The following is a 21,712-nucleotide window of genomic DNA, read 5'->3' as shown; positions in this document are numbered from 1 at the left end:
ACGCCTTCGACATCGCGTTCGACGGCCGGCTCACCACCGGCATGACCAACAACTGAAATCAACCAACGGAGTTACACCGTTCCGCGGACACACCCCACGGACGTGGTGGTCATGGGAGGCGGCATCGCCGGGCTCAGCACCGCCTGGGAACTCGTCCGCTCAGGGCTTCGTGTGGTCGTCCTGGAGGCTGACCGCGTCGCCGCCGGCGTCACCGGTCACACCACCGCCAAGGTCTCCGCCCTGCACGGCCTGGTCTACGGTCGGCTCCTGCGTACCCGTGGCCTCGATGCCGCCCGCATGTACGCCCGTTCCCAACAAGGTGCCGTCGAACGGATCTCCGCTGTGTGCGACGAGCTGGACATTGACTGCGCGTGGGAGCGACGCCCAGCCTTCACCTACACCACCCAGCCCGAGAACCGTGTCGCACTGCAGGCAGAGGCATCCGCAGCCCAGGATGCGGGGCCAGTTCCACCCCCGGGCCTATCTCATCGCCCTGGCCGATGACTTCCGGGCGCACGGCGGGGTGATCCATGAGCGGAGCCGGGTGACGGGCCTACACGAGGGGACCCCGTGCCGGGTCACTACCGAGGCCGGGCACACAGTGACCGCGCGGGACGTCGTCGTCGCCACCCACTATCCCGTCTTCGACCGGGCCCTGCTGTTCGCCCGCCTCTCACCGCGCCGGGAACTCGTCGTCGCCGCGCCCCTTGCCGTTGACCAGGATCCGGCCGGCATGTACCTCACGCAGGACGACGGCAAACGGTCCGTACGCACCGCCCCCTACGGCGACGACGGACAGCGGCTGCTGATCGTGACCGGTGAGAGTTTCACCCCGGGTGAGGGCGACCCGGCCGCCGGCTTCGCGCGCCTCGACGCGTGGATGCACGCTCACTTCGCCGTGGGCGACACCGCCTACCGCTGGGCGGCCCAGGACAACGACGTCAGCGACACCGTGCCGATGATCGGCCGCTACCACCCGGGGGCCCGGCACACCTACGTCGCCACGGGCTTCGGTGGATGGGGCATGAGCGGCGGGGTGCTGGCAAGCCAGCTCCTCACCCGGCTCATCCACGACGAGGAGCCGGTGTGGGCGGGGTTGTACGACCCGCGAAGGCTCTGGAGCGCGGTGCGCGAGGCCCCCGCTCTGCTGAAGCAACAGGCCGACGTGGCACGTCATTTCGTGGGTGACCGCCTCGCCACCACCCACGTCTACTCGGTCGCCGACATCGCCCCGGGTACGGGAGCGGTGGTACGGATCGACGGCAGCCGGTGCGCCGTCTACCGTGACGAGTCCGGTACCGCGCACGCCGTCTCGGCCCGCTGCACCCACCTCGGCTGCCTGGTCGCCTTCAACGCGGCCGAGACAGCCTGGGAGTGCCCCTGTCACGGCTCCCGGTTCGCCACGGACGGATCGGTCCTCAGGGCCCCGCCACCAAACCGCTCGCGCCTCGCAAACCGACGAAGTAGCAGCGCCCTGCTCTGGCCGCGGATAGGCATCGCCTACGTGCGTGGGCCAGAGGGCGGCGTCCACCTGCACTGGATCCGGGCCCCCTCGGGCCCTGTCCCTCGACGGCGAAACCGACGTCCCGGGGTGAGCCTGTCGCGCCCAGGGGGCTCTGGGCCTCGGCGCTCGTCTGTGCCCCCGTCCGCTCCCTGTGCACCATCGAAGTCATACACTCTTCTTCCCTAAGAAGCATGCGCATGACATCCAGCGTTTCCTTAAGTACAACCACTTCCATGATGACGAGCGATCTCGTTCGCGCCACTGGCCAGGTCAGCGACCGCCCGCGGATCTGGTTACTCATTCACCTAACCGACGGACTCGGCTCCCCCGCAGCCCGTGATAGAGCGCGACGCCCGAACTCGCGGACATGCTGAGACCCGACGGGAGTCCGCGCCCATCACCTGGGACAAATCGGCGACCACGACGCAGCGGCCCAGGGCGACCTTGGCCTCAAACTGCAGCTCGGCAAGGTGGTGCAGGCGATCACCATCGCGCTCATCCCGGTCGCCGTCGGCAAGGCGATCCGCCGTCGCTCCGCCGACCTCGCCGCACGCGCCGACCGTCCGGTCCGGATTTTGTCCATCGTCGTGCTGGCGATCGTTTCGGTCGGTGCCCTGCCGGGCGAGCGGGAGAACCTGGCCGACTACATGCAGCAGGTCGGACTGGTGACCGGCGTCCTCCACCTCACGAGCCTCACCCTCGGCTACGCCGGCCCCCGGCTGCTCCGCCTCGGCAAACCCCAGGCGACAGCGAGCTCCATGGAGGTCGGAACCACACCACGACCGTGGCACTGACCATCGCCGTCAGCGTCTCAACAGCACTGAGGTCGCGATCCTCATCGCCGTCTACTCGGTCCTCGTGTACGTCCTTGCGACCGCCTTCGGCTACGCGGTTACCCGGCCGCAGCGGAGCGCCGAGAAGAATCTGCATCAACCAGCCGAATGACCACGGTCTGGTACGCGCACAAGGTCGCCTTCGCGGATGCGGGACAGGCCGGTGTTCAGGTCTGGCCGGTCAGACCAAAGCCGGGCAACAGCGCGGCTGGAGGCCGTCGACGCGCGATCAAACGGGATCTCGTTTTGGCCGCCTTGAGTCGTAAGGCTCCGCCCGTACCGAACAAACCGCCCGACGTGATCGCCCTGCTGCGCTTCGTTGTCCGCCAGATTCAGTCCGGCAAAAGCCTGGCCGGACGCGACGAAGCCGGTGCCGAATGGGGTGCAACGGGCCATCAGGCCGCGAAGCAGGCGTGAAGATCACCCTCTGCGGTCGGAACGTCAGCCTGGCGACATGACTCAGTTCCGCGAGGCCAGGCCCGGCGACTTCGAGCAGATAATGCGCCTATACCGGCAACTGCATCCAGAGGACCCGGTGCTGCACGACGGGTCGGACGCATCGGTGTTCGCGCAGATCCGGGATTCACCCGGCCTGCGCCTGTTCGTCCTTGAGGCCGATGGTGCCATCGTCGCCACGACGCACCTGAACCTGATCCCGAACCTCACCCGGTCGGCATCGCCGTACGCCGTCATCGAGAACGTCGTCGTCGAGGAGACCCTGCGGAAAACCGGTCTGGGCAAGCAGATCATGGCCGGCACGCTCCAAGCCGCCTGGGACGCGGGCTGCTACAAAGCAATGTTGCTGACAGGCTCGCGCGCACCCGCCACGCACGCGTTCTACCGAGCCTGCGGCTTCTCACCCGACGCCAAGACGGCGTACCTCGCTCGCCCATCATGACGCGAGGAGCAGGTCACGGACATGCCGATCACGATCTGCGACTGGAGTACCAGAGCGGTTCACAGGGCTGTTCATACATTCCGCTGCCCTTCCGGAATTTGCTCTGAGCTGCATAGACACCAGCTCGGGCGTCGGCGATCAGCGCAGGAGGATCTGCAGGGGGGCTGTAGGTGCGATCGGGCAGGCCGAACGGACCTACGCCCGCGTCCGCGACGCTGGAGACATGGCCCGCGTTCGCTGCTGCGCTTCCTGCGGGGCCCGGCTACCGCGAGACGCCTCCTCCTGGCGCCGGTACTGCGACGGCTCGTGCCGGGCCCAGGCCTACCGGGACCGTCCGCGTGGCCGGGTGCATGCAGATTGGCTCCGGTCCGTGACCGGACGTCGAAGCCGCCACCTGCGTAACGCAGATGCGTTCCGCACGGTCGATCCGCACGAGGAGTCGTGACAGCGGTGACTGTCGCACTCCTCGGCGGCGTGACAGGTTCAGTCACGCCGATGGAGATCGCCTGAGCGAAGGAGCGTACGTGAACCCGGAGTACGCCTCGTACTGCGCAGTGGACCGTCACTTCTACGATGTGCCGCACCGCTCACCCGACGACTCCCGGGAACAGACGGAGCTCTACGGGCTGGCTCGCGAAGCCGGCCCCGAGGGGTGGGAGCGATCGCGGCGCGGTGACTGGCTGTCCTTGGTCCCGCGAGGGGTGCGCGTGCCTTCCCAGGGCTGGAAAATCCACGTCTCGGCCGGGCTCGACAATGCCGAATCGATACTGCGGCGCGTACTCGACTACTGTCTTCCGCGAAAGCTGCCGGTCAAGTTCATCGCCGGGCCCGGCTTGCTCCACCTTCGTAACGCGAAGTACGCGGACCGGGCGGGCAGTGGCAAATTCATCACCGTTTATCCACATTCCGAGGACGCGTTCCCGCAGGTGTGCACAGACCTCATGGCTCTGCTGGAGGGGGAGCACGGTCCGTACATCCTGAGCGATCTGCGCTGCGGCAGCGGGCCGGTGCACGTCCGGTACGGGGCGTTCGCCCCGCGCTTCTGCCCTGCGCCCGACGGGCGGCTCGTGCCCGCCGTCGCCGATCCCCGGGGGCGCCTCGTGCCCGATCCGCGCGGACCGTCCCTGGTCATCCCCGAGTGGGTGGAGACACCGCCGTTTCTGCTGCCGCACCTTCAGGCGCGCGCCGCTGTCGGGCTGGCCGGGTTGCCGTACAGCGTGGAGCGTGCGCTGCACTTCTCCAACGGCGGCGGCGTCTACCTGGGCCGGGACACCCGGAGCGGGGAGCGCGTGGTGCTCAAGGAGGCCCGTCCTCATGCGGGGCTGGCCGCGGACGGAGCCGATGCGACGGCCCGCCTGGAACGTGAGCGCGTGGCACTGGAGCAGCTGGCCGGACTCGAGTGCATACCGCGCGTGAGTGACGTGTTCGACGTCGGCGAGCACCGCTTCCTCGTGCTCGAGCATATTGCGGGCGACACGCTCAACACTGTCTTCGCGCGCCGCTACCCGCTGTCGCGCGCCGAACCCACGGTCGAATCGCTCGCCGAACACGCTGCGTGGGCGGACAGGATCTACGGCCTCGTCGAGCGCGCTGTACTGGCCGTCCATGAACGCGGTGTCGTCATCAGCGACCTGCACATGAGCAACATCATGGTCTCCGAGGACGAGTCCCGGGTCGTGCTGCTGGACTTCGAGGCGGCGTCCAGGGCACAGGACCTCAGCAGACAGATCGTCGCCAATCCTGCGTTCGTCGCGCCGGCGGACCGGCGGGGCACGGAGATCGACTGGTACGCACTCGCCTGCCTGCGCATCGCCCTTCTTCTGCCGCTGACCACGCTCTTCGTCATCGACCGGCGCAAGGCGGTCCGGCTGGCGGAACGGGCCTCGGACATCTTCGGTCTGCCGGATGCCGTTCTGCGGCCGGCGGTGCAGGAGATTCAGCGGGGCATAGGAGCGGGGAGCTCTGTCGGTTACGGGGCACGCGCGGACCGTACGGAGAGGGAGGCAGAGGCGGCGCGGACGGAACCGGCCGGGGACTCCTGGACGGCGCTCCCGGAACCCGGTGACTGGCCACACAGCCGGGACTCCATGGCGCACGCGATCATCTCCTCCTTCACGCGGGAGCGCGAGGACCGTTGCTTCCCCGGCGACATAGCCCAGTTCGCCTCGCCAGCCGGCGGTCAGTCCTTCGGCTACGGCGCGGCGGGAGTGCTCTACGCCCTCCACGAGACGGGCGCCGCCTCCTGTCCCGAGGCACTGGACTGGCTGCTCGCACGGGCCGGGGCCCCCGCACCGGGCACGCCCCTGGGCTTCTACGACGGCCTGGCGGGTATCGCGTGGACACTCCAACGCCTCGGCCGCACCGGGCCGGCCCTGGAACTCGCCCGCCTTGTCGCCCAACAGCCTCTGGAAGGCCTGACCGTGGGTCTGCACAGCGGACACGCGGGCATCGCCCTGGCCCTCTACGACCTGGCACACGCGGCTCCCGCCCCGGACGCCGCGTTCCTGTCCCGTAGCGCCGACCGCTGCACCGAGCTGGCCGTCCGTACGCTGGCCGAGGACCTGCCGATGCCCGGCACCGGGCTCCTGCGGGGCGCGACCGGGATCGCGCTCCTGCTGATCCGGCGGTACGAAGCCACCGGGGACGCCGCGCTCCTGGACCTCGCCGCCACCGCACTGCACCGCGATCTCGCCCGGTGCCGCGAGGGCGCCGACGGCGCGCTCGTGGTGGTCGAGGGCAAGCGAACCATGCCGTATCTCGGGGCCGGCAGCGCCGGGCTGGCGATGGTCATCGATGACTTTCTGGCGCACCGGCCGGACGAGGGGCTCGAGGCGGCGCGGCACGCGCTGCTGCCTGCCTCCCGGTCCGCCTTCTACGTACAGCCGGGTCTCTTCCGAGGGGCCGCCGGCCTCATCCTGCATCTGGCCCGCACGCCGGCAGGCGCTGCAGAGGACCGGCGACGTGTCATCCGCCGTCACGCCGGGCTCCTGGGCGCCCACGCCATGTCGTACAGCGGAGGGCTGGCCTTTCCTGGAGAACAGCTGATGAGGCTGTCGATGGACCTGGCGACCGGTACCGCCGGTTGTCTGCTCGCTCTGGGCAGCGCGTTCGCCGGGACCCCGGCGGCCCTGCCGTTCCTGCCGCTCACGCGGCCCACCACGCCGCGCACCGCGGCCCACAGACCGGTCTCCTCGGGGGCCGTATCCAAATGACGCTCTATCAGTCACAAGAAAGGGAATGCATCATGGCACTTCTCGACCTTCAGGCGATGGACACTCCGGCGGACGAAGCATTCGACGAGGTGGCAACGGGCAGCCAGGTCAGCCTGCTGGTGTGTGAGTACAGCTCGCTCAGCGTGGTTCTCTGCACCCCGTGACGCTGAGTCGGCCCGCTGACCGGTGAATACCGGCCGGTCGGCGGCCCGGTGCCGGCTGATCCCGGGGGCACTGCCCCCGGGATCAGTCATACCCGTACCGACTGCGCGCAGTGGTGCTCCTGCAGCCGGCGGAGCCCGACGGAGGGAGTTCTGGGCGTGAGAAGCGGCGCACACAGCCCTGCTGCGGATGTCGCACCGCACGGTGCCGCCAGGGGGCAGGACGCCGGGCGAACCGTGGAACCCGGCCCGCTCCTGCGTACGCTGGCACGCCGGCAGCCCGCCTCTGTCCTTGTCGTACTGCTGTGCTCCGCCGGCGCCGCCCTCGCCGCCGTACTGCTGCCCGCCGCACTCGGCAGCGCTCTCGACCAGGTGTTGAACGGGGCGGCCGTACCCTGGGCGATCCTGTGGCTGTGCACCGGACTCACCGCTGCGGAGGTCGTACTGGACGCCCTCCTCGTGTTCGTCGGCGGCAGCACCACGGCCGGGATGACCGCCTGGCTGCGGACCGAGCTCCTCGACCGGGTGGTGCGCGCCGAGCCCCGGAACGCCCAGAGCGTCGCACCGGGCGACCTCACCACGCGGCTCACGGCCAACGCTCCAGACGCCGCTGCGGCTCCCGTCACCGCAGCCGGCGCCGTCGCCGCCGTACTGCTGCCCGTCGGCAGCGTCATCGGGCTCCTTCTCATCGATCCCTGGACAGCGCTGGCGCTGCTCGCCGGGGCTCCCGCGCTTTTCCTCCTGCTGCGGGCGTTCACACGGCAGACGTCCGACGCGACCGCCGACTACCAGAGCGAACAGGCCGAGGTCGCGACACGGCTCACCGAAGCCCTCGACGGCGCGGCCACCATCCGGGCGGCGCGCACCGGGGCCCATGAATACGCCCGTGTTCTCGAGCCCCTCACCCCTCTCGCCGTACACGGACGACGGGTCTGGGAGGTGTACGGCCGTGCTACGGCGCGCAGCGCCGTACTGCTGCCCGTGCTCACCTTTCTCGTCATCGCTGTCGGCGGGTTGCGCCTGTGGGCCGGAGCGATCAGCGTCGGTGATCTGGTCGCGGCCTCCCGCTACGCCGTGCTGGCCGCGGGGATCGGCTCGCTGACCGGTTCGCTGGGCGCCCTGTACCGGAGCACGGCCGCGGCCCGCCGGCTGGATCCGCTACTGAAGCTGCCGGCCATGCCTCATCGCTCGCTCGGTCTGCCGCCCGGCGGGCCGGGCACCCTGGAACTGCGTGGTGTGAATGTCGTACGCGACGGCGAGCACCTGCTGCGGGACGTCGGCTTCACCGTCCCGGGCGGTACGTCCGTAGCCGTCGTCGGACGGTCGGGCTCGGGCAAGTCCCTGCTGGCGGCGGTCGCAGGACGTCTCAGCGACCCCGACACCGGGACCGTCACTCTCGACGGAGTACCGCTGGACGGTGTGGAACCCGTGCGACTGCGCCACGACGTGTCGTTCGCCTTCGCCCGCCCGGTGCTGCTCGGGGCGACCGTCGAGGACATGATCGCCTTCGGTGTTCCCCGGCCGTCGGCCGGTCAGGTGCGCTCCGCGGCCCGTGAGGCGTCGGCCGACGGCTTCATCGGACTCCTGCCGCAGGGATACCGCACCCCGTCGGCGCTGGCGCCGCTGTCGGGCGGCGAGTACCAGCGGCTCGGCTTGGCGCGCGCCTTCGCACACAGGGGGCGCCTCATGATCCTGGACGATGCCACCTCCAGCCTCGACACCGTCACCGAACGGCAGGTCCAGCAGGCGCTGGACCGTCTCGAAGGGACGAGCACCAGAATGATCGTCGCTCACCGGCTGACCTCGGCAGCCGATGCCGACCTGGTGGTATGGCTCGACGAGGGGGCGGTACGAGCGGTCGGCCAGCACAGAGACCTCTGGGCCGACCCCGCCTACCAGGCTGTTTTCCGCTCACCACCGGACGGTGGCGAGGGCGGCTCGGACTTCGTCTCCGAGACCCGCTCCGACGCACCGGAGCTCCCGCACGCGGAGGAGTCCCCGTGACCGCGGAGCCGCAGGCGGCGGAGCCAAGCAACCCCCCGGTCCCCGCCCCCGACCGGCCCGCCCCGGAAGTGCCGAAGCGATCGCCGGCACCGGACGCGCCGGACCCCACCCATGACGGCAGCACATCGGCTGGCGCTCTCGGCCGGGTCGGACGCGAGGCAATACCTTTCCTGCTCGCCCGCACGGCCGTGCTCGTGCGGCTGGCGGCCTGGTCATTGGTGGAATTCGCCCAGACCTTCCTCGGTGGTTACGGCGTCGCCCGCGCCCTCGACGCGGGGTTCCTGGCGGACCGGCCGGTCACCGGCCTTCTCTGGCTGCTGCTGGCCGCCGTCGCCACGCTGCCGGCCGGCCTGGCTACGCGGGGAGTCTTCGTCCAGCTGGCAGAGCTCGTGGAGCCGTTGCGTGACGGGCTCGTACGACGTGCCGTGGCCCGGGCGCTCACCACCGCCCTGGACCGGCCGACCGACCACACCAGTCGGTCGGTCTCACAGGTCACTCACCAGAGCGAGATCGCGCGCGACAGCTGGGCCGGCCTCGTCCTGACCCTGCGCTCGTTCGTCTTCACCGCTGCGGGCGCCCTGGCCGGAATCGCGACACTCGCACCGCAACTGCTCCTGGTGGTGCTCCCCCCGCTGGTCCTCGGGATGGTCCTGTTCCTGGCCACCCTCGTCCCGATGGCCGCCGCACAGCGCGCCTACCTCTCGGCCGACGAGGAGTACGCCGCACATGCCGGGCACACCGCGTCCGCGCTGCGGGACATCGCGGCGGCCGGGGCGGCGCAACCGGTTTGGGACGAGGCCCGCACACTCGCGTTCCGGCAGGCGGACACCGCCCGGTCCCTGGCCCGCTGGGGCGCCGTGCGGATCCTCGCCACAGCGCTCTGCGGGCGCGTCCCGCCCATCTTTCTGCTGTTCGCCGCTCCGTGGCTGCTGCGCCAGGGACTCACGGGCGGGGTGCTGGTGGGCGCACTGACCTACCTGACCCAGGCTCTGGCACCGGCCGTGCATGCCCTGATGAGCATGCTCGGCACGGCCGGGGGGCGCCTGGTGGTGGTCCTCGACCGCTTCACCCGCCCCGTCCCGCCACCCACCGCCGACGCCCCTCCCCGGGCTTCCGTCCGGGCTTCCCTCCCGGGGCCTGTCGCCGAGTTGCGAGGCGTAACGTTCGCCTATGGGCCCGGCGCCCGTCCCGTACTGGACCGGCTGGACCTGTGTATCCGTACCGGCGAACGTCTCGCGGTGGTGGGCCCCAGCGGCTGCGGCAAGTCCACTTTCGCCACGGTTCTCGCCGGGGTCGTCCCGCCCACGCTGGGAGAAGTCCGCTGGTTGGGCCGCGCGTGTTCGACGCTGGAGCCGACTGCCGTGCGCACACTCCTCCCGCAGCGCGCGTTCGTGTTCACCGCTTCACTGCGCGACAACCTCTGCTACATCCGCCCGGAGGCATCGGAGCGGGACATCAAGAGGACGGTGGAGGCGCTCGGCCTGGAACCGCTGCTGGAGCGCATCGGCGGACTGGACGCCACGGTCCTGCCGCGCCGGCTCTCCCAGGGCGAACAGCAGCTCATCGCCTTGGGCCGGGCCCATCTCGCCCCGGCCCCACTGCTCATCCTGGACGAGGCCACCAGCAACCTCGACCCCGCCACCGAAGCGCGTGTGGAGAACGCGCTCGCGGCACGCGCGGGAACCCTTGTCGTCATCGCCCACCGTCTGAGTTCCGCACACCGTGCGGACAGGGTCCTGGTGATGGACGGCTCGCAGGTCATGTGCGGAACGACGGCCGAGTTGCTCGACAAGTCTGCTCTCTACCGCGACCTGACCGGAATCTGGGACAGATAGCCCGGCGCGCCCCGCCCCGAGCAGGCCCGCCAACGTCTGGAGGCCGCGGTTGCAAGCACTGTTCGATCTGGTCCGCGGCCCGGTGGCCACGACGGCGGCCGCGACGAGGTGGCGCGGACTGCTGGTGGTGGCGGTCGACGGCACGCTGTTGCCGGTGCCGGACGCCCCGGCAACACTCGGCGTGTTCTCCAAACAGCGGTGCAACAGCGGGGCTGAGGGCTTTCCGCAGATCCGGCTGACGGCACTGGTGGCCTGCGGGACCCGGGCGGTGGTCGGGGCGGCGTTCGGCTCGGCCAGCACCGGCGAGCTGGAATACACCGGATGTCTGACCGGCGATCTGCGCCCCGGGGTGCTGCTTCTGGGCGACCGGAACTTTGGCGTCGCCGACCTCCTGAACCGCTTCGCCGCCACCGGCGGGCATCTGCTGGTGCGGTGCAAGTCCAGCCGGAGGCTGGTGCCGGTGGCCCGGCTACGGGCACAAACCCTTCCTTGCCGGGCTCGGCGTGCTGGCCGTCCGGGTCATCGACGCCGAGATCAGCATCGCCACCTCCCAAGGCATCTGTATCGGCCCCTACCGGCTGCTGGCCACTCTCACCGACCCATCGACGTACCCAGCCTGCGAACTCATCCGGCTCCACCACGAACACCGGGAGATCGAGGCGGCGTAAGCAGAGCTGAAATCCACGATCCCGGGGGCGGGTCCTGCGCGCCCGCACCCCGGGCGGGGTCGAACAGGAGGTCTGGGCGCTACCGGCCGCTACGGACCGCGATGGCGGATGCCACCGACGGCGCCCCGGGCACCGACCCGGACCGGGCCGACTTCACCGTCGCACTGTCCGCCGCCCGCGACCAAGTCGTCCTGGCCGCGGGCTGTCATCTCCAGCACTGTCATGAACCTGGTCGGAGTCCTCGGCCGTAACGTGCTGGCCCAACTCCTGCGCCAGCGGCGTGCCCGCACCGAAGAACGGATCGTCAAGCGCGCGAAATCCAAGTACAACGCCCGCGGACCCGCTATCGACCGGCAACTACAGGCCACCATCAGCCTGCTCATCACGGACCCTTGACGCCACCCGGCCCCGCTCCACGTAACTGAACGGCGTTTCTCCTGAACCTTGAGTCAGAGCCAGCCGAATTGCTTCGACAGGCGAATCGCGTCCAGCCGGTTGCGCGCGCCGGTCTTACGGCTGGCCGCCGCCAGATAGTTCCGTACCGTTCCGCACGTCAGGTGCAGTGCGCCGGCTATGGACGACACGGATTCCCCCTCTGCGGCCAGAGCGAGCACGCTCAGCTCTCTTGGGGATAAAGGCACGTCGGCTGCCTGTAACAGACCGAACGCCAGGGATTCGTCGATATGCCGTCCACCGCCGGCGATCTTGTGCAGTACCTCCGGCAGACCGCTCGGCGAACTATATTTGTCGATATATCCCCTCGCCCCGGCATCGAACGCTCTGCGCAGCCCTCCGGGCCGGTCCCCTCGCGCGAGGACGACCAGCGCGCCACCCTCTCCCGCCGAAGCCCGCAGGGACCCCATCTCCAGGAGTGCTTCAACTGAGTCCGGACAGTCCAGATCGGTGAGGAATATGTCCGGCAGCAACTCCTCGGTGGCGGCCCGCACTCCACCCTTGTCCGTCGTGCTCACCCGGAGTTCGCTGTCCGTGCTGAGCAGGCAGGCCAGCGAGGCCCGCCACAACGCAACCTCATGCACCAACATCACCGTTGTCACGAGCCAACCTCGTTTCTCGAGCGGGTGTGTGTTCATCCTGCGTGCTACGAGTAACCGGTCCAGCACGGGGAGGCACCGTGAAACTCGCGAAGTGGCTGAATTCCATGGAGAGTTGACGCGCAGGAATCGCCGCCTGCAACCCATCAGCCCTCCCCCTGGCGCCCCTCGGCATCCTCAATGTCCCCACGTCGGCCGGGCCCGAGCTGTTTCTCGGAGATCGGCTGAACGGGGGTGCGGTAGCGCACGGCTGCGAAACCGTGGGGCGTAGCCGGTCTGGCGCGGCTCCGCCAGCGGGAGGCCTCAGTGACTGCAGGCCATAGGGGAAGGCGATGTCAGCGGCAGGGGCATCGTCCCGGGCTGCCCCGGAAGGTGCGTGGCCACCGGCAGGGCAGCGGCCATACCTCCGCGGGCTCAATCCTTCTGCGCGTGTCGTCCGCCAGTGAGACACAGGGTGGTGTCAGTGCTGTTCGGCATAGTGCCCCGCATGATCAATGAGATCGACAGCGTCGGCCGGGAGTCGATGGGCCACGCCTATGGTTCGGCGGGCGACGTTCCGGGGTGGCTGACAGGGATGGCTTCAGCGGACCCCCGTGTCCGGGGCGAGGCCTTCCGCCACTTCTACAGTGCGGCTCACCGTCAGGGGGACGTCTACCCGTGCACGGCGGCAACGTCCGAGCGGCCGCGACGGCGGCCCTGTGGGAACTCGAAGGCGATGCGGGCCGCGTCATGCCACAGCTGGTCGAGCTCCTCGACAGCCACCAGCACCACGAGATGGGCGATGTCCTGGGCCGGATCGGCCCGGATGCCTCACCGGCCCTGCCCCGGCTGCGGAGGATGCTGACGGCGGACGACGAGTGGACCCGGGTCCACGCCGCGGCCGCCCTGTGGGACATCGGAGCGACGCCGAGGCGCATGTCGTCCTGGAGACGCTCCTGGAAGCCCTGGGCGGAGAACGGCTCAACGTCGAACCATGTCCTGGCCTGCCTGAACCGCATGGGTCCAGCCGCCCGACCAGCCCTCCCCAGGATCCGGGAAGAGCTCACGCTCCCGCGCCGCAGCGGCCGCTTCCGCAGCATCACCAACGACGAAGAACTACTGGACGCCTGCCACTCCATCGTGGCCCGCACCTGAACAGACCCTGCAGATACCCCGGCCGGCAGCGCCCCTCTGCCCTCCTGCCCAGCCTCCGGGCCGCGCGCCCCGGCCCCCCGGATGGGTGAAGGGTGAAACAGCCGTGAACCAAGCCCACAAGAAGGACTCGCCGCGCGCAGGGGAGGCGGGCCTCATCCCGGCCGGTCGACGTACGAAGGGCGGCAGGAACCGGCTGAGAGTGGGCAGGTTGAGGACCTGAGTGTTTGCTGCCTCACGCCTCGTCAAAGGCCTCGAGCAGGCGCTCGTACGCCAGCTTCGGCCGCAGGGCCGCGTCCCACGGCAGGGAATCGGCCGTGCGCGGAGGATAGATCTTGGTGTCGGCGGTGGAACCGTACCGGTCGGTGAATCCCCATGTGGAGAACGATGTGCAGTTCGGCTCTTCCAGGCAGACCTGCAGCTTGCCCGCCATCTCATCCGCCTGGATCTGCCGCCCGTCCTCCTCGTCCTCGCCTATGGGGACGTCCATTTCCGACACCCGCGCCTGAACCCCGAGCTCCGCCAGATCCCGCACATGGCTGCGGAAAATCTCCGGGTCGATGCGGTCGCCGGGTGCGTACTCATGGTTCTGGAAACCCACGCCGCCGATCGGTACGCCGCGTTCCTTGAGCCGCTTGACCAGATCGTAAAGGGCGTCCCACCGCTCGCCCTCCTCCTCGACCCCGTACTCGTTGAGGAACAGCCGTGCCTTCGGATCAGCCCGGTGGGCGGCCCTGAACGCCTCGTCGATGTACTCCTCCCCCATGGCCTCGAACCACGGACTCTGTTCGGAGCGCAGACCCAGATCCCCGTTGGTGTAGCTCTCCTCGTCGTCGGACATGGGCTCGTTGACCACATCCCACTCCGCGACCTTCCCCTTGAAGTGCCCGGCGACCATGGCGATGTGCCGGAGCATGGTCCGGCGCACCTCCTCGGGGTCGTCGTTCTCCCGCATCCAGTCAGGCAGAGCCTCGTGCCAGACCAGGGTGTGCGCGTGCACCCTCATGTCGTTCGCGCGGGCGAAGCGTACGAGCAGGTCCGCGTCGCGGAAGTCGTAGACGCCCCGGCGTGGGTGAAGGAACTGCGGCTTGAACGCGTTCTCCGGAGTGAGCATGGAGAACTGACTCCCCGCGAGCGCCCGGTAGCGTGAGTCGGTGAGCAGCGGGTTCTCGGCCAGGGCGGCGCCGACGTCGAACGGCCGCCCCACGTCTGCGGCCCGCGCACGCAGCGAGTCGCCGGACTGCTCCTGGCGTAGCTCCGGCGTTTTGATCACGCGGAGCGAGTCACCGCTCTCTGCCCGCGCGGTCAGGTGCGTCAGACGCCATCCCTCGCGGCGCTCGTCTTCGCCCGCGTCTGCCTCCAGACCGAACCAGACAGTGCCCTCGGCGAACACCCCCGGGTCCTGCACGGTTCCCAGGCGCCGCCCGCCGGCTTCCACGCGGAAGGTGTCACCGATGCTCGACACGGCGAGCGTCACCGTCCCGGAGCAGCCGCAGTCGAAATCCTTGGAGGTGGCCGGCTCGTCGCCCTCGCCGTCCCATATCTCTACCTTCACTTGTCCGTCGGCGGTCACGCCGATGCGGAGTGAGGGCCGTTCCTGCCGCCACTCGTCGTAGATGACCGGGACCCGTCCGTACAGCCGCAGCCATGAGTCACCGTCATCGTCACCCACACCGGACATGCGCGCGGTGACGGTGAAGTCGCCATCGGACCTGAGATGCGGGCCTGCCAGGTTCAGCGGGGGGTTGGGCTGGCCGCCGGAGGAGTCTTGCTCCACGATGTGCCGATCCAACGCGCGGACCCGCAGGATGTCGTTCCGCGCTGTGGTGCCCGGCATCTGCGTCCAGTCGTGGTTGTGCAGCAGGTCTTCGCCGTTTCCGCCGCCCGCGCCTTCGCCCTGCCCCGTACACCCGGCCGCCACCGCCATGACGAGCACCACGGCGGTCAGTCGCTGCCACGTCCCCCCACCAAGGTCCACGGCCCCTCCCACTCTCTTGTTCGATACGGGATCAACGTCTCGAAGCCGGAGCACAGTTCATCACACATAGGTACGGCGGCCTTGTGGTCACCCGGTGCGTGAAACGGACGTACGCTGCGAGCTGCCTCGCGCTTCTCACGGTCGGCTTTGCCGCTGCCCCGGCCGCGGCCGGCGGCGTCCTGCCGATTACCTCGCCTGCATTCGGCACCTCACGCGCCCGTCACGGCGGGTCTCACTCCAGCGGAACGACCACCCACGGCACCCGCACCACCGACGGCAGCCTCGCTGGACTGCCCATCAGCGACTCCTGCAACCAGTGCGGCGGCGCCGATCTCTCTGCCCGAGGATGGCTGAGCCGTACATCACTCTCAACGAACTCGCCCACGAGCTTTGGCCGGTGCGCCGATGCCGCAGGGAATCGAGTGGTTCGAGGGCCTCTCGGCTGAGGAGCAGTCCGACACCCTGCGCGCGCCTCCTGTCACATTTCTGCAATCAGGCACGCGCCACCGCTGAGGACGGCCCGGAAAGTATCCGACGCGCCGGACTTCGCGCCACGCACGCATCGGCAGTTCTGATCACACAGGGCGCATCGACCAGCAACCCGGAAAGATCGGCAGTCTCACCCCGCACGACGAGCGCCTCAAGTCGTTCCGGCTACTGATCGCGGTGCTGGCCGTCGCCGACCAACGCCGACGAGAGCGCTTCTGCTCCGCCGGGTGCGGCCCACGTGTGGCATCGCCTGTCTGTCGACACCCCCCCCCCGAAGCCTCGGCCTGATCCCTCGCGCTTTCGCGCCTACCGGACCAGTGGCCGGAGGGGAAACATCGCGCTCAGTATCGGTAGTTTGCGTATCGCCTCGTCTTCGCCTCGCACGTCCCACTGCTCGCCGCGCGGCCCTCGACTGCCGCCTACAGCGCCCACCTCGCTGTCGGCGGCTTCATAGAATGCGTCGCCGCAGTCGTCATCCGCACGAGTGAGTAGTCCATACGCCTCCGTGGCGACGTAGTCGAGAGACTCCCACTCCGGCCAGTCGTCGTTCCAGAGCTCCCGAGGGCGACCCACCAGGCACTGAACCTCTGGAGTGTCGGCCAGAGCGTCGGGATCGATCACTGCCCGCGCAAAGGCTTCCCGACCGATCCCCACCATCCACAGGCGGAAGTAGCAGAACCCGTCGTCCGAACACCAACCGCCGAAGATCCGCTCCGCCGCAGCCCATAGCTCCCAGGAGAAGGCTTCACGCGTCACTTCGTCCAGGCGAACCTGGAACTGCACGATCTCTGTCAGCGGCCTCCACGACAACTCGTCACGCAACCACACCAGCTGTTCGTCCCGGCCCCGCGCCTGCCGTCGGCACTCTTCGATGAGCTTCCAAAAGGAATCGATGTCCACGGCGGCACTGTGCCAGGCACCTCTGACACCGCAGGGTCGGCGAACTATGTTCGAGCAGTGGAGAACACGGAGATCATCATCGAGCTCACCTCTGATGAAGCGCTGGTCCTGGCGAACTGGCTGGAGCGAGTGCACATGACGGACCTCAGCCGCCTCATCGACGACGACGCGGTCTGGGCGCCCATTCATAGACTGGCCGGAACGCTCGACAAGTCCCTGCCTGGGATCTTCGCGGCGGACTACAGCGAACGCCTGGACGCAGCGCGTCGCAGGCTTCGACCCGCCTCGGATGATTTCCTCAGTGATCACAAAGACTCTGACTGAGCTGGCTCGCAGCAACGCTCGCATGAGGGGTTTCAGCCCGAAACTGGCACGGGCCGGGGTGGTGAAGATGCCGACGAAGAGGTTGCCCGCGCCCCAGCACTCGCCCCGGCGCGACCCGCGAAAGAGCCGCAGCCCATCGATGCTCCCGCTCAAAGAACACAGCGACGAGCTCTACACGGCAGCCGTCTCCGCGGACGTCGCCGACCTTCTCGTAGAACTCAATGCATACCCGAGGACCACCATGACATCGATCCTGGCCCGTCGCAGCGGGCAGGAAGAGCCCCACCAGTCCACAATCCGGCGCGGCGAAACGCGTCAAGCCGCGGTCGATGACACACCGCTCGCAGACGAGGGTGCCGGGCATGTCCGGGAGGAGCCGGTGCGGCTGACAACACTCCGGCCCCACGGAGATGTGTTGTCCGACCGGCTGTCGCCAGCTCACCCGATCGTGGGACATAAGTGTCAGCGCCTGGTCCCCGGCACCCGGGGCGCCGGCCCGAACTACCCCTCCCAGTGGCTCGCCCGGATATCCAGTCCCAGCTCGACGCCGCCCGCGTAGCCCTCCACGATCTGACGGGCCCGGTCCACCACGGCCGGCCACCGGATCCGCTCTCGCCCAATACTTGTACCCATCGCGCCGCCGCAGCCCCCACGGTCGAAGCTGACCCCTTTCCCACAACTATCGCGTGGAAAGACACCCCATGCAGTTGACCGTCAAGCCGTAGGCTGTTCCCAGCCCATCGTGTCCGTTGAACCTCGGCCCTCCCTCCGGCTCCGGACCTCGCTGGCACACGAGGACCGACTGCGAAGCCAGTCACACATCGCCCAGGAAACCAGGATCGGACGGCCCCATCTGCCGGGCGAAGTCCGCTGCGACTCCCAGGACCTCACGCATCGGCACAGGCCGCCGGCTCGTGCCCGCGAGATCGGCGTGAGCTTCCTTCGACCACAGGAACGGATACACGGAAAGACCCTGCCCGACAGCCAGGGCCGCGGCCTCCTCCCGCCAGCCGGGCCAGCGCATTCCGTCGTAGAACGCCTCCAGCCTGCCCGAGAGCAGCCAGGAGACCCACCCGGAGTGGCCCATCTCCATCGCTTCCCACTCCAGAGTGTCGGGAGCGAAATACGTCATCTGGCCGGGTACTCCAGGGCGGCCCGCGGCCGCGGGATCGCCACCGTTCAACGCGAAGACCCCTCCGACAATGTCGTGGCCGACGACAAGACCTGTCGCGGGCTGCCAGCCAGGATCGAAGGCCATGGGGAAGCGGTTGACCTGCGCCAAACTCAGGAGCCGCCCATCCGCGACCGAACCCCAACCCCCACCGAACACTCGCAGCCACCCGTTGTCCACAAGGAGTCCACCGGTATGCAACAACAGTGCACCGAGCACCGATCGCCCGGTGACCTGCATCTGCAGTAGGCATCGGCGGCCCTCGTTGATGTCCCCGGGCAGCACTTGAACCGGCACGGAACTCGCCCCGAGAACCTCCTGCAGCTCCGGCCACGCCGGATCGTCCACCCTGACCAGCTCATCGATGCCTCGCATCCGACGATGATCGCACCCTCCGGTATCAGCTCACCGTGTGGGCTGGACCACACTCCCCCGCAGGCCCGGGGCGACAAGCCAGGCAGCGAATCGACTGAACTCACAGTCGTCAAGCAGACGCATGTGTGAGGTGTTACGTAAGTCCTCCGGCCGTCTGATCGCCTTGGCCGGCGCCACTTCTGGGGCGCTTCAGCAGCTGGCGCGCCGGGAGGTGTGAATTGGAAGCCCCGGAACGAAGCGCCTGCGGCGTAGCCCTGATCGCGGATTGGCAGATCGTCGAAGCGGCTCACGCCATCGACAGGAAATTCTGGAACATCCACATCCTGCTTCGGCGAGATCTCTGACTGCAGAGGTGGCTTCGCCACGTACGGCCCGCTCATGATCGAACCTCAAGGAATTCGACGGTGTGGGTGGTGTGGTATGGGCGACTTGAGAACCGATCCGAAGTTCGCGATGTGCCGGGCTCTGGTGGACGGGGCGGATCTGGCCTCGTTCGTAGAGGGTCCGTTCGACATCCGGGCTGTGGTGGCGGCCATTCGGCCCGAGAAGATCGGCGGAGTCATCCTCGACGACGTTCCCTGGGAGAACTTTCCGCACGGGGAGAAGGCCCGGGATGCGGTTCGCCTGCTGCGCGCCGGCGACGGGTCCGCGCGTTTCACGATGGGTGTGCTGATCGGCATGTGTGCCAACGACAGCCGGGCCTCCGCAGCCCTCGCCGTCCCCTTCCTGATCCGGATCGCCACCGACCCCCACAGCCCGCACCGAGCCGAAGCCCTCAGAGGTCTCGCCGCCCCGACCCGCGCCCGTCATTTCGGTATCGCCTCCCGCGACGAACTTTCCCTCCACCGCTCCGGCCCTCAACACCGCGTCCTCGACGACTATGACGACTACGGAGCGGAGGTGGCCGGGTACCCGGCGGGCTGGTCGGTGGCTGCCGCCCGAACCGCGATCACCATGCTCCTGCCTCTCCTCGACGACTCCGACGTCACCACACGCGTCGACGCCTCCTACGCTCTCGCCACCACGGCCGAACCCAACCGCAAGGCCCTACGCGTCCCGGATCGGCGCGCTTGCGAGCAAGGCGGCTTACCAGACACCCATCACGGAGTATGGGTTCGTGCTGCCGTCGGTGCGGTACTGCGCATGTCCGAGCCGTAGGTCGTACGGTAGTCCGGGACGACGACTCGGCTCGTCGGAGACGCCTGATGAACTTGAGCGACGAAGTCGTCCAGGTCCATGGCCGGGTCGTGCCGCGGTGGCTCGCTGAGCGGCTTCTCGAAATTGTCCCAGTGAACGGGCACCACGACGCCGGGCTCGCCCAATGCCCGCAGCAGGCGGGGCGCATAGCGGAACGTGGCGGTCGTGGCAGGCACCGCAATCATCGCGAGATCGGGACGCAGCCCCTCCAGAGCTCGCTCGGAGAAGTCGCTGGCGCCCATCAGGAATACTGAGGGACCGGCGCTCCCGGCGGTGACCTGGAAGGCAAGTGTGTCGCCCTCCGGCAAGTCCGAGATCGTCTCCGGAGGCGCTGCGGGGGGCGCGTGCAGCGTGCCAGGCGCGAAGTAGGAGTACTTCTCGTTGCGGCTGTGCCGGCTCGACACGACCTCGATGGTGATTCCTGCGAAATCCAGGATCTCGCCGCCCTTCACGACCGAGATCTGTCCGGGGTCGACACCGAAAGCGACGAGCAGATGAAACGTGGTCTCCGTGCCGATGATCCGCGCCCCAGTACTCTTGGCAATGTAGGGTACATCGGAGATGTGGTCCCAGTGCGAGTGGCTGACCAGGACGACCTCAGGATGGTCTATGTGATCCTTTATCAGTTCGGGATCGGACTTCAGTTTCGTGCCGGATTTGAATTCGCCACAGAATAGACCGGTCTTGAAACGGGTGATGTACGGGTCGAAGAGGATTGTCCGTCCGTCGATATCGATACGCCAACCGGAGGTACCCAGCCAGCGGAAGGACGCCGATCCTGCCGACGAGGTGCCGTTGGCGGCCGCACCTGGGGTGGTGGTCGTGGAGGTAACCAGTCCTGTGGCTGCGCCGAGGGCGGCGCCGCGCAATATTGACCGCCGGCCGAGCAGCCGTACGGGCCGTTTCGGGTGCTGTGCTTCCATCTCGTTGCTCATGGCGTCAGGAGATCAGGCTGCGTCCAACTCTGTCCAAGATCAAAACTGGGAACGCTCATATGCAGATGCATATGAGCGCACGTCAGAGGCCCTCACTGCGAAGAAAATCAACGGCGGTTCGTGCTGTGGCACCGATCGCCGCGTCCACTTCCGTGCGCGATGCGGTGAGATCCCAGGAGCGGGCGAAGACGGAAACCGCGTAGAGGCCGCCGTCGGGATACCCGATCACCCCCGCCTCCATATGCAGTCCGGGCAAGGTTCCGGTCTTCGCCGCGACCGTTGCCTCCTCGGGAAACCCCGAAACCAAACGGTGGCGGAAAATCTGGCGGGCCATCAGCTCGCGCACCTGGGAACAGGCCGCCGGGGGGCCGGCCTCGTCACGCCAGACCAGGCGCAAAAGCCGCGTGATCTCACGGGGAGTGCTGGCATTGGTCCGCAGCGGGTCCAGTGCACTGAGCCGTCTCTTGCAATCTTCCCGCAGCTCGGTGTAGCGGAGGGCGAACTCCGCCTCGTCGCGTGCATTGACCTCGGCGAACATCGACTCCAGAACATCACGAGGGCCGCCCACGATCCGCGTCCTGTCCAGCCCGAGCTCCCGGGCCAGGAGGCGTACCGTGTCCAGACCGATCCGCGCCAGTAAGAGATCCGCCGCCGAGTTGTCGCTCAACGTCAATGCGAAGAAGGCCAGATCCCGCAGCGAGATCTCGACGTCATCCGCACAGCCTGCAGTGCCCCAGCCACCGAGTCTGTCGGCTCCCGTCACCCGCACTCGCTCGCGGGGGTCGAGCTGGTCGGCGGCCGCCTGGCGCGCGAACTCCAGCACCAGCAATATCTTGAAGACCGAGGCAATCACCACGGGCTCATCAGCGCCAATGGCGATCTCCCCACCACCGGGTTCCATCCCCGAGGCCGCCCCGGCAACCGACGCCGTTCCGACGGGAACTGCGTGCAGCAGCCCGTCGGCCCCGGCCTTCGCAAAGATCTCGCCGATCCGCTCCTCGACCATCGATACGCCCCTCACGTAAGGTTCCTTGCTGTGGATCTT

At 68.5% G+C, this 21,712-nt stretch carries 18 protein-coding genes and 3 pseudogenes; 15 read left to right on the top strand and 6 right to left on the bottom strand.

Translation table 11 applies throughout. The features are described 5' to 3' along the window. The first annotated feature begins 57 nt into the window (after nucleotides 1–57). The 11 genes and pseudogenes from ACFYQ6_RS09990 (at nucleotide 58) to ACFYQ6_RS09940 (ending at nucleotide 11,511) form a co-directional block, all read left to right on the top strand. Nucleotides 58–1,467: pseudogene (locus ACFYQ6_RS09990) on the top strand (FAD-dependent oxidoreductase). A 507-nt stretch (nucleotides 1,468–1,974) separates the two neighbouring features. Then, on the top strand, nucleotides 1,975–2,298 hold the full coding sequence (locus ACFYQ6_RS09985) for a hypothetical protein (RefSeq protein ID WP_388762197.1): 324 nt from the start codon (nucleotides 1,975–1,977) through the stop codon (nucleotides 2,296–2,298). Nucleotides 2,299–2,445: 147 nt separating this feature from the next. Further along, the gene (locus tag ACFYQ6_RS09980; RefSeq protein WP_388762194.1) at nucleotides 2,446–2,754 is read left to right on the top strand and encodes a hypothetical protein; all 309 of its coding nucleotides are present in this window, start codon (nucleotides 2,446–2,448) and stop codon (nucleotides 2,752–2,754) included. 37 nt (nucleotides 2,755–2,791) lie between these two features. Next, nucleotides 2,792–3,235 carry a GNAT family N-acetyltransferase gene (locus ACFYQ6_RS09975; RefSeq protein WP_388762191.1) on the top strand — a complete coding sequence of 148 codons (444 nt, stop codon included), beginning with the start codon at nucleotides 2,792–2,794 and terminating at the stop codon, nucleotides 3,233–3,235. Between the two features lie 524 nt (nucleotides 3,236–3,759). Then, nucleotides 3,760–6,447: a class III lanthionine synthetase LanKC gene (gene lanKC / locus ACFYQ6_RS09970; protein WP_388762188.1), complete on the top strand. Its 2,688-nt coding sequence runs from the start codon at nucleotides 3,760–3,762 to the stop codon at nucleotides 6,445–6,447. A 32-nt stretch (nucleotides 6,448–6,479) separates the two neighbouring features. After that, entirely contained in the window at nucleotides 6,480–6,611 is a 132-nt protein-coding gene (locus ACFYQ6_RS09965) for a SapB/AmfS family lanthipeptide (RefSeq protein ID WP_361586690.1), read from the top strand. A 234-nt stretch (nucleotides 6,612–6,845) separates the two neighbouring features. Continuing rightward, nucleotides 6,846–8,612: an ABC transporter ATP-binding protein gene (locus ACFYQ6_RS09960; RefSeq protein WP_361586716.1), complete on the top strand. Its 1,767-nt coding sequence runs from the start codon at nucleotides 6,846–6,848 to the stop codon at nucleotides 8,610–8,612. After that, nucleotides 8,609–10,447 carry an ATP-binding cassette domain-containing protein gene (locus ACFYQ6_RS09955; RefSeq protein ID WP_388762184.1) on the top strand — a complete coding sequence of 613 codons (1,839 nt, stop codon included), beginning with the start codon at nucleotides 8,609–8,611 and terminating at the stop codon, nucleotides 10,445–10,447. The genes ACFYQ6_RS09960 and ACFYQ6_RS09955 overlap by 4 nt, the downstream gene beginning before the upstream one ends. Before the next feature lie 82 nt (nucleotides 10,448–10,529). Beyond that, nucleotides 10,530–10,883 (top strand): annotated as a pseudogene (locus ACFYQ6_RS09950) (transposase); the annotation flags it as partial. 67 nt (nucleotides 10,884–10,950) lie between these two features. Further along, nucleotides 10,951–11,115, top strand: coding sequence for a hypothetical protein (locus ACFYQ6_RS09945; RefSeq protein WP_361586722.1), 165 nt, complete (start codon nucleotides 10,951–10,953; stop codon nucleotides 11,113–11,115). A gap of 222 nt (nucleotides 11,116–11,337) precedes the next feature. Beyond that, nucleotides 11,338–11,511 carry a hypothetical protein gene (locus ACFYQ6_RS09940; RefSeq protein ID WP_388762181.1) on the top strand — a complete coding sequence of 58 codons (174 nt, stop codon included), beginning with the start codon at nucleotides 11,338–11,340 and terminating at the stop codon, nucleotides 11,509–11,511. 53 nt (nucleotides 11,512–11,564) lie between these two features. Here the strand turns inward: ACFYQ6_RS09940 and ACFYQ6_RS09935 are convergent, their stop codons facing one another. Continuing rightward, a complete protein-coding gene (locus ACFYQ6_RS09935) occupies nucleotides 11,565–12,170 on the bottom strand; it encodes a response regulator transcription factor (RefSeq protein WP_361586696.1) in 606 nt (201 codons plus the stop codon). A 654-nt stretch (nucleotides 12,171–12,824) separates the two neighbouring features. Here ACFYQ6_RS09935 and ACFYQ6_RS09930 point away from each other — a divergent pair. Beyond that, on the top strand, nucleotides 12,825–13,301 hold the full coding sequence (locus ACFYQ6_RS09930) for a hypothetical protein (protein WP_388762178.1): 477 nt from the start codon (nucleotides 12,825–12,827) through the stop codon (nucleotides 13,299–13,301). Between the two features lie 232 nt (nucleotides 13,302–13,533). Here the strand turns inward: ACFYQ6_RS09930 and ACFYQ6_RS09925 are convergent, their stop codons facing one another. Further along, a complete protein-coding gene (locus ACFYQ6_RS09925; protein ID WP_361586702.1) occupies nucleotides 13,534–15,276 on the bottom strand; it encodes an endo-1,4-beta-xylanase in 1,743 nt (580 codons plus the stop codon). A 346-nt stretch (nucleotides 15,277–15,622) separates the two neighbouring features. On the opposite strand from ACFYQ6_RS09925, the pseudogene ACFYQ6_RS09920 reads away from it, so the two are divergent. Further along, nucleotides 15,623–16,053: pseudogene (locus ACFYQ6_RS09920) on the top strand (DUF5958 family protein). A gap of 18 nt (nucleotides 16,054–16,071) precedes the next feature. Here ACFYQ6_RS09920 and ACFYQ6_RS09915 read toward each other — a convergent pair. Beyond that, nucleotides 16,072–16,665 (bottom strand): DUF4240 domain-containing protein, encoded by a 594-nt coding sequence (locus ACFYQ6_RS09915; RefSeq protein ID WP_388762175.1) that lies wholly within the window; start codon nucleotides 16,663–16,665, stop codon nucleotides 16,072–16,074. A gap of 57 nt (nucleotides 16,666–16,722) precedes the next feature. On the opposite strand from ACFYQ6_RS09915, the gene ACFYQ6_RS09910 reads away from it, so the two are divergent. Beyond that, a complete protein-coding gene (locus ACFYQ6_RS09910) occupies nucleotides 16,723–16,989 on the top strand; it encodes a hypothetical protein (protein WP_388762172.1) in 267 nt (88 codons plus the stop codon). A gap of 814 nt (nucleotides 16,990–17,803) precedes the next feature. Here the strand turns inward: ACFYQ6_RS09910 and ACFYQ6_RS09905 are convergent. Continuing rightward, entirely contained in the window at nucleotides 17,804–18,535 is a 732-nt protein-coding gene (locus tag ACFYQ6_RS09905) for a DUF2625 domain-containing protein (protein WP_388762169.1), read from the bottom strand. A gap of 420 nt (nucleotides 18,536–18,955) precedes the next feature. Here ACFYQ6_RS09905 and ACFYQ6_RS09900 point away from each other — a divergent pair, with 420 nt between their 5' ends. Next, complete coding sequence (locus ACFYQ6_RS09900) at nucleotides 18,956–19,693, top strand: hypothetical protein (RefSeq protein ID WP_388762166.1); 738 nt, start codon at nucleotides 18,956–18,958, stop codon at nucleotides 19,691–19,693. Here ACFYQ6_RS09900 and ACFYQ6_RS09895 read toward each other — a convergent pair. After that, nucleotides 19,636–20,655 (bottom strand): MBL fold metallo-hydrolase, encoded by a 1,020-nt coding sequence (locus tag ACFYQ6_RS09895; protein WP_388762265.1) that lies wholly within the window; start codon nucleotides 20,653–20,655, stop codon nucleotides 19,636–19,638. The genes ACFYQ6_RS09900 and ACFYQ6_RS09895 overlap by 58 nt on opposite strands. Before the next feature lie 94 nt (nucleotides 20,656–20,749). Next, the gene (locus tag ACFYQ6_RS09890; RefSeq protein WP_388762262.1) at nucleotides 20,750–21,673 is read right to left on the bottom strand and encodes a serine hydrolase; all 924 of its coding nucleotides are present in this window, start codon (nucleotides 21,671–21,673) and stop codon (nucleotides 20,750–20,752) included. Nucleotides 21,674–21,712: the final 39 nt, after the last annotated feature.

The sequence above is a fragment of the Streptomyces sp. NPDC005494 genome, from assembly GCF_042872025.1.
Taxonomy (GTDB): domain Bacteria; phylum Actinomycetota; class Actinomycetes; order Streptomycetales; family Streptomycetaceae; genus Streptomyces.
Note: the sequence above shows the minus strand (reverse complement) of the source record. Positions and strands in the feature narration are given on the sequence as shown.